Source organism: Streptomyces sp. NPDC060198 (genome assembly GCF_042728415.1).
Lineage (GTDB): Bacteria > Actinomycetota > Actinomycetes > Streptomycetales > Streptomycetaceae > Streptomyces.
Map to the genome: position 1 here is coordinate 1 of NZ_JBHWZJ010000325.1, position 7,871 is coordinate 7,871.

5 protein-coding genes are annotated in these 7,871 nt (G+C 73.0%); 3 read left to right on the forward strand and 2 right to left on the reverse strand.

All coding sequences use genetic code 11. The annotated features are described in order from the left end of the window. Positions 1-75: 75 nt before the first annotated feature. Positions 76-3,324 (reverse strand): TIM-barrel domain-containing protein, encoded by a 3,249-nt coding sequence (locus ACFWEP_RS27965; protein ID WP_387374033.1) that lies wholly within the window; start codon positions 3,322-3,324, stop codon positions 76-78. A gap of 271 nt (positions 3,325-3,595) precedes the next feature. Then, entirely contained in the window at positions 3,596-4,558 is a 963-nt protein-coding gene (locus ACFWEP_RS27970) for an aminoglycoside phosphotransferase family protein (RefSeq protein WP_387374041.1), read from the reverse strand. A gap of 74 nt (positions 4,559-4,632) precedes the next feature. Between ACFWEP_RS27970 and ACFWEP_RS27975 the strand changes: the two genes are divergently transcribed. From ACFWEP_RS27975 to ACFWEP_RS27985, 3 genes are all read left to right on the forward strand, one after another. Beyond that, positions 4,633-5,328, forward strand: a complete 696-nt coding sequence (locus tag ACFWEP_RS27975; RefSeq protein ID WP_387374035.1) for a rhomboid-like protein — start codon at positions 4,633-4,635, stop codon at positions 5,326-5,328. A 205-nt stretch (positions 5,329-5,533) separates the two neighbouring features. Next, on the forward strand, positions 5,534-6,955 hold the full coding sequence (locus ACFWEP_RS27980) for an NAD(P)/FAD-dependent oxidoreductase (RefSeq protein ID WP_387374037.1): 1,422 nt from the start codon (positions 5,534-5,536) through the stop codon (positions 6,953-6,955). Positions 6,956-7,028: 73 nt separating this feature from the next. Further along, positions 7,029-7,691, forward strand: a complete 663-nt coding sequence (locus ACFWEP_RS27985; RefSeq protein ID WP_387374039.1) for an HAD-IA family hydrolase — start codon at positions 7,029-7,031, stop codon at positions 7,689-7,691. Positions 7,692-7,871 lie beyond the last annotated feature (180 nt).

The window sequence follows — 7,871 nt, forward strand, 5'->3', positions numbered from 1 at the left end:
GTGACGGAACGCCGAGGCGTTCGTCACCCGGTGCGCGCGGGGCCGCCGACGGTTTCGGCCACTGTGCGCCGTTGGCTACCGCACGGTCACCGTGGTCGCCGTGTGCACGGACTGGTCGGGGAGGGTGACGGTGAGGGTGCTGGTCGCGCTGTCCCAGTGGTACGCGTCGCGGGAGAGGCGCTTGCCTCGGACGGTGACCTCGGTGGGGGCGTGGGTGGTGCCGAGGAGGGAGAGGGTCCAGCGGCGGTTCTTGACCTGGCCCTTGTAGGAGCCCTTGGCCGCGGCGATGGACACGGTCCGCAGCGAACTCTTCCCCGAGCCCTTGCCCGAGGCCTTCTCCTGGTAGGTGACGGTCGTCGTGGCGTTCCGACCCTTCTCCGTCGCCGTGGTGCCGTCGTCCTCGTACAGCTTGTACGAGCCGGAGGCGCCGGAGGCGATGGACAGGGTGACGTCGGTCAGCGGGTTGCGGTCGTTGTCGGTGACGTTCTTGGTGCGGGTGGGCATGATGCCGCCGGACTTGATGAAGACGGGCATCGTGTCGAGGGTGGTGGCCACGTCCTGCGTGGTGCCGCCCTGGTAGGTCTTGCCGGTGAACCAGTCGGTCCACTGGCTGCCCGCCGGGAACCACACCGAGGTGGTGGCGCTCTCCCCGGGGGTGGTCACCGGGGCGACCAGGACGTCGGAGCCGTAGAAGTACTCGCTGTCGGCCGCCGCGTAGGCCGCCGGCTCCTCCGGGTACTCCAGGTAGGTCGGGCGGACGATCGGTACACCGGTGCGGTTCGCTTCCTCGGCGAGGGTGTAGGTGTAAGGCACCAGGTTCTCGCGGAGGTTGAGGAAGGCGTCGGCCGACTTGCGGGCCGCCGGACCGTACTGCCAGGGCAGCCGGTCGCTGTGGTTGCTGTGCAGGCGGTCGACGGGCTGGAAGGTGCCGAGCTGGACCCAGCGGGCGTACAGGTCGTCGGGGAGCTTGTTGGTGCCCTCCGCGCCGGTCAGCCCCGTGGTGTCGACGTGGCCGCCGATGTCGTGGGTGATGGACGCCATGCCGGTCGCCGCGGACTCGCCCGGCGTGTAGCCGACCTCGAAGCGCAGCGTTCCCCAGGTGGAGAGGGTGTCACCGGTGAAGTGGAGGGTGGTGCGCTTGTCCGCCCAGGGGCCCGTCGGCAGGGCCTGCTGGCCGCTGTAGCCGCCGGCCTGGAGCGAGCCGTAGGCGCGGGACATGACGAAGCCGCGCCCGATGGCCCGGGCGGAGTCGTCGGCGTAACTCTGGTTGATCCACGCGTCGGGGGTCACGCCCTGGAGCGAGGACTGCGCGGCGTCGCAGCACCAGTCCAGCCACCAGAAGTCGTTGCCCTGCTCATCCATGGTCCGGTGCAGGTCCATGTACGCCTTGAGCTGGTCCGCGTCACCGAAGTCGAAGACGTAGCAGTCGCTTCCGCAGGCACCCTTGACCAGCTTGCCCTTGGCGGTGGACTGCGCCTGCGCGAACTGCGGGTCGGAGCCCTGGATGCTCGGGTGCGTGTTGAGCGTGTTGTGCAGGCCCTGGGCCTCGGACCAGTCGAAGAAGCCCTTCGGGTCCGGGAACTTCGTCTCGTCGATCTCCCAACCCCGCCAGGTGTCACCGGCCTTGAAGTCGGTGTCGGTCACCAGGACGTCCAGGGGCACGCCCTCCGCGCGGAACGCGGGCAGGATCTCGTCCTGGTAGTCGGCGGCCGTCCGGTCGATGTACTCCGAGTACCAGACGCCGTAGGCCCAGGTGGGCAGCAGGGCGGGCGGGCCCGTCAGGGTGGCGAGGTCCGAGAGGCCCTGCTTGTAGTCGTGGCCGTACCCGAAGACGTAACCGTCCTGGTAGGGGGCGCCGCCGTGCGTGGGGCGGGGCCGGACCTTCTTCGACGTGGTGTCGTACAGGGCCGACGGGGAGTCGTCGAGGAGGAACCAGCCGTCCTGGCTGAGCAGACCCGGCGTGGTCACGGGGGTCCCGTTGTCGCCGTTCACCCCGTCCAGGCCACGGCGGTACCCGCCGAGCGCGAGGTGCGGCTGCGGCGCGGGCGACTTCGCGGAGGCCACCGAGAGGGTGTCCGCGTTGATGTGGCAGCTGGCGCCGTCGGGGCAGCCGAGGGTGACGTCGTTGGCGCCCGCCTTGAGGGTGACGGGGACAGAGGCCGTCTGCCAGTCGTCCCAGTCCTTGGTCGCGGGCAGCTCCAGGGTCGCGGTCGACGCGGTCGATCCGGCGGACGCCCCGGTGCTCACCACGGAGGCGGTGCGCGTCTGGTGGAGGCCGTCGCCGCCCTGGCCGTTGGCGTACCGCACCCGGAGCGTGTAGACGCCGTCGGCGGGGACGCCGACCACGTGCGTGGTCAGGCCCGAACCCTGGTTGAGTTCGCCGACGAAGCCGTTGCCCGCGTACCCCTGGTGGTCAAGGGCGCCGGTGGCCGTACCGGCCAGCCGGGCGGCCTCCGCCTCGCAACTCGTGCCGTAGAGGCAGTCCTTGATGGCGGTGGTGGCGGCGGAGGGGTACGAGTCGTCGTCGGCCGCGAGCAGCGCGACGCTGTCGAGGTTCACCGATCCGGAGTCCGAGGCGGTCCGGGTCAGCGCCACCGTGTGCGCGCCCTTGGTGAGCTTCAGCTGCGCAGCGGCCTCGGCCCAGGTGTCCCAGTTCGCGGTGGCCGGCAGCTCCACCTTCTGCGGTGCGCCGCCGTCCACCGAGAGCGAGAGGGTACGGGTCTGCGTCTTGCCGTCGCCGCCCTGGGCGTTGGCGTAACGCAGTGCGAACCGGTAGGTACCGTCAGCGGTGACATCGATGTCAGTGGAGACCGAACTGCCGGTCGCCTCGAAGCCCGCGGCGAAGGCGGCCCCGGTGTGACCACGGTGGTCGGACGCCGTACCGAGACCTTCGAGCCGGAGGCCCTCCGCCTCGCACAGCGCGCCGAGTTCACAGACGAGCCGCTGCCAGGGGGCGGCCGTCACGGGCTGCTTGCCCGCGTCGAGCTGGACGGAGAAGTTCTCGGCATCGAAGGCACCCGAGCCGACCCTGTAGCGCAGGGTCATCGCGCTCGTCCGGACGGTCAGCCAGCCGTCCTTCGTCCGCGCGGTGTAGGCGGTCGGCGTGAATCCGTCCCGCCCGATCGCGTTGAAGGTCGGAGCGTCGGTGAACTTGCCGTCGCCCGCGTACTCGGTGCGCACGAGGGTCGGCGAGAGGATCTCGAAGCGGGCACCCCCGGAGGTGACGGTCGGTATCCGGACGGTGTGCCCCCCGCCGGCGACGGCGGTCCCCGCGCCGGTCAGGGTCGTCGAGGCGGCCACCGCCAGGGCGGCGACCGTGCTCACTCTCCGACGCACCCGTGGGCTTCCACCACGGCTCTTCGATGCGGATTTCACGCGCGACTCCGTTCATCTGTACGCCGGTCCACGGCTCGTCCCCACCGCCCCGGCCACTTTTCCCACGTTGCAAAATCAACCACTCGGCATGCAGGAGAACACGCGCTCTCTCGCGGTGTCCATAACGGTGCGGCGTATTCCGCAAGTTGACGCGTGCGACGGGCACGCGTCCGACGATCGCCCCGAGAGCGGGGCGAGTTGGCGGCGCGGTGACCCGCTGTCACCGCCCCAGCAGCTGCCGGGCGATCTCGGCGTGGTCCGGGGCGAGGGTGTGCGTGCCCGGCCTGCTGTGCCAGAGGACGTTCTGGAGGACCCGGCCCAGGGTCCAGGCGCGCGCCCGCTCCCGGTCGTAGCCGGGCCCGAGCGCCTCGCTGAGGGCGTCGAAGCGCCAGAGGATCTCTTCGGGTTCGAAGCGGTTGTCGAGGGCGGGGAAGAGCTCGAACCCGGGGTCGCCCGCCAGAGGCTTCGGGTCCAGCGCGACCCACTCGTGCTCGCGGTCCGTGCCGGGGCGGCCGGCCAGGACGTTGTCGTAGTGCAGGTCCCAGTGCAGCAGCCGGTCGCCCGGTTCGCCGGCCACCTCCCGCAGCGCCGCCGCGCAGTCCGCGACCAGCCGCCGCTCCTCGTCGTCGGCGAGCGCGGCCAGCACGCGGGGCAACTGCGCCAGCATCCGTGCCGCCATGTCCGCGAGCGTGCGCAGCCCCTGCGGCGCGGGGACCGCCACCAGCCGGGCCAGCACCTCTCCGAGGACGCCCACCGCTTCCCGGGCGTCGGGAACCGCCGACAGGGGGCGGTTCTCGTCCAGGCGCTCCAGCAGCATCGCGCCGGTCTCCGGGTCGTGGGCGAGCAGCTCGACCGTCCGGGCCCCCGCCTCCCCCCACGCCCGCAGCGCGAGCGCCTCGCCCACCGACTCCTCGTCCAGCAGCTGGAGTTTCAGCGCGCCCGGGAGGCCGGCGGGGAGCGGGGCAGAGAAGCCGCCGCCGGCGGGGAACGCACCCGGCAGGACGCTCGGCCCGCCTCCCCCGAAGCCGTCCGCGCCCCCGGCCGACCGGACGACCGGGAGGACCAGCGCGCACATCCCGTACATCGGCGGGCCGTCGACGCGCAGCCCCCACTCCCGCAGGTATCGCCCGGCCAGCTCCGGCAGGGCGTCGGTGAAGGCCCGCCCGGCCGCCCCGTTGAACATGGTCTGGGTGGCGATCAGCTCTTCCGGGATGTCGATCACGCCTCCGATCGTAGGACCGTGCGTCAATCGGGTCCATGGAGCGAAACCGCCCGGCCGCAGCCGTCGCCTCCGCGATCGGCGGCTGGATGGCCCGAGCCCCGGGCACGTACGTCTGGTTGACGGTCCTCCTCGTCACCACCCACCTGCTGGGCCCGCTGCTGCCCGAGGCCGAGGAGTTCGTCCGGCTGCCCGCGCCCGGCGACCCGCACGCCCTCGTGGACCGGCCGTTCCGCGTGTTCCTCGCCGGTCTGCTGTGGCTGCCGCAGGGCGGGCACTGGGCGCTCTGCGCGGTGCTCTTCACCGTCTTCCACGCGCCAGCCGAACACTGGCTGGGGACGCTGCGGTGGTGCACGGTGGTGGCCGTCGCGTACGTGCCCGCCGGGCTGCTCGCCCAGGCCGTACTGCTCTGGGCGGTACGGCACGGCCACGCGCCGCTCGTGGCGGCCAACTCCCCGGTGTACGCCACCGATCAGGGACTGGCGGGGATCGCGGCGGTGCTCACCTACCGGCTGCCGCGCGTCTGGCGGTACGTGTACGCCTTCGCCGTCCTCGTCTTCTGCGGGGTCCCGCTGTGTGCCTGGCCCGACGTGACCGATCTCGGCCGCTTCACGGCGGCCCTCGCCGGACTGGCCTGCTATCCGCTGACCCGGGGGCCGCGCCGCCCCACCCGCCTCGCCCCTCCGCCGCGTGGGCGCCGCCCCCGCGAGACGGGACGGGCCGCGGCCCAGTAACCTCCCGCATCGAGCGGCACTTGTGGTGCGTACCGTCCCCCGACGCACCGGGCCTCCCCGACAAGGCACCGCATCTCTCCCACGACGCACCTGATCTCCCCGACACACCGCACCTTCCCCGCGACGCACCGCGTCTCCCCGCGACGCACCGCGTCTCCCCGACGACGCACCGGACCTCCCCGGCGCACCGGACAGCAGAGGCAGCATGAGCAGCGACAGAACCGCCGAGCCCCGCCGGGAAACCACCGACGGCGGCATATCGTTCTGGTTCGCGCAGGCGGGCATCCCCGCACCTCGCGAGCCCCTGCCCGGCGACACCCGGACCGACGTGTGCATCGTCGGCGGCGGTTACACCGGGCTCTGGACGGCGTACTACCTGAAGAAGGCCGTCCCCTTCCTCAACATCACGGTGCTGGAAGCCAAGTTCTGCGGTTACGGCGCCTCCGGCCGCAGCGGCGGCCGGCTCCACAACAACATCGCGGGCCGCGACCGCTACGCGAAGCTGCACGGCCACGAGGCGGCCGTACGGCTCCAACGGGCCATGAACGACACGGTCGGTGAGGTCGTACGGGTCGCCGCCGAGGAGAAGATCGACGCCGGCATCCACCGGGGCGGCGTCCTCGAAGTCGCCCGCACCCCGGCCCAGCTCGCCCGGCTCAAGGACCACCACTCCGTCGAGATCGCCTTCGGCGAGCGGGACCGGGTGCTGCGCGGCGCCCGCGAGACCGCCGAACGGATCAAGGTCAACGGCGCGGTCGGCTCCACCTGGACCCCGCACGGCGCCCGCCTCCACCCGGCGAGACTGGTCAACGGGCTCGCGGCGGCCGTCGAGGCGCTCGGCGTCACCGTCCACGAGTCCACCCCGGTCACCGAGATCCGGCCCAAGCACGCCGTCACCCCGTACGGCACCGTCCGCGCCCCGTACGTCCTGCGCTGCACCGAGGGGTTCACCGCGAGCATCAAGGGCCAGCGGCGCACCTGGCTCCCCATGAACTCCTCGGTGATCGTCACCGAACCCCTGCCGGCCGCCCTCTGGGACACCCTCGGCTGGGAGAGCCGGGAGACCCTCGGGGACATGGCGCACTCCTCCACGTACGCCCAGCGCACCACCGACGGCCGGATCGCGCTCGGCGGTCGCGGCGTCCCGTACCGCTTCGGCTCGAAGACCGACGACGACGGGCGCACCGCCCCCGCGACGGTCGAGGCGCTGCGCCGGCTCCTCGTCCGTTTCTTCCCCGCCGCGGCCGGCGTCGCCGTCGACCACGCCTGGTCGGGGGTGCTCGGCGTCCCGCGCGACCGGTGCGCGACGGTCACCCTGGACCGCTCCACCGGCCTCGGCTGGGCGGGCGGGTACGCCGACTCGGGCGTCGCCACCGCCAACCTCGCCGCCCGCACCCTGCGCGACCTGATCCAGCAGGACTCCGGGCAGGCGGGCCCGACGGAGCTGACCGCGCTGCCGTGGGTCGACCACCGGGTGCGCCGCTGGGAACCCGAACCGCTGCGCTGGCTCGGCGTCCACGGCGCGGACGCCGCCCACCGGGCCGCCGACCGCCGGGAGACCGCGTCCTCGCGTGCGGACTCCGACCCGCTGGCCCGGATGGCGGACCGGATCACCGGCAGGCGCTGAGGGCGGCGGCGCGGGTGCGGCGCCGGGTTCCCCACGGCTACCGCCCGCCGCCCCCGCGCCCTACGCTGCCGTCATGACAGCGAACCCCGCCGACGCCTTCGACCTGGTGATCTTCGACTGCGACGGTGTTCTGGTCGACAGCGAGCGCATCTACGTCACGGTGGACGCGCTCGTCACGGCGGAGCTGGGCGCGCCGTTCACCGAGGCCGAGATCATCGAACGGTTCGTGGGCTCCTCCGTAGAAGTGCTGCGGGCCGCGGTGGAGGAACGCATCGGCAGGCCGCTGGCCGACGACTGGGACGAGCCCTACACCCACCTGTACCGCGCCGCGCTCGCCGACCTGACCCCCGTGGACGGCATCCCCGAGGTGCTCGCCGCGCTCACCACCCCGTACTGCCTCGCCTCCAACGGCTCCCACCGCTCCATCCACCGCAGCCTGACCACGACCGCACTGAGCCACCACTTCGAGGGCCGCGTCTTCAGCGCCTCCGACGTCGCCCGGGGCAAGCCGGCCCCCGACCTCTTCCTGCACGCGGCCCGGACCCTGGGCGCGGACCCGGCGCGGTGCGCGGTGATCGAGGACAGCGCGTACGGGGTCGCCGCCGCCCGCGCCGCCGGCATGCGGGCCTTCGGCTACAGCGGCGGCCTCACCCCGGCGGCCCGCCTCGAAGGCCCCGGCACCGTGGTCTTCGACGACATGCGCGCCCTGCCGGCACTACTGGCCGCCGCCCGCTGAGGCACCGGGCCGGAACCGGGAGGATGACGGCCCGCGCGGCGCGCCGAGGAAAGGACCGAACCCCATGAGCACCGGCAGCGACTCCCGAGAACCGGCAGCGTCTCCATGAGCACCGGCATCGCGAGTACGCCCCCGACCGGGGCCCCGCCTTCCGACGCGGCAGCCGCCGTCCCCGGGGAC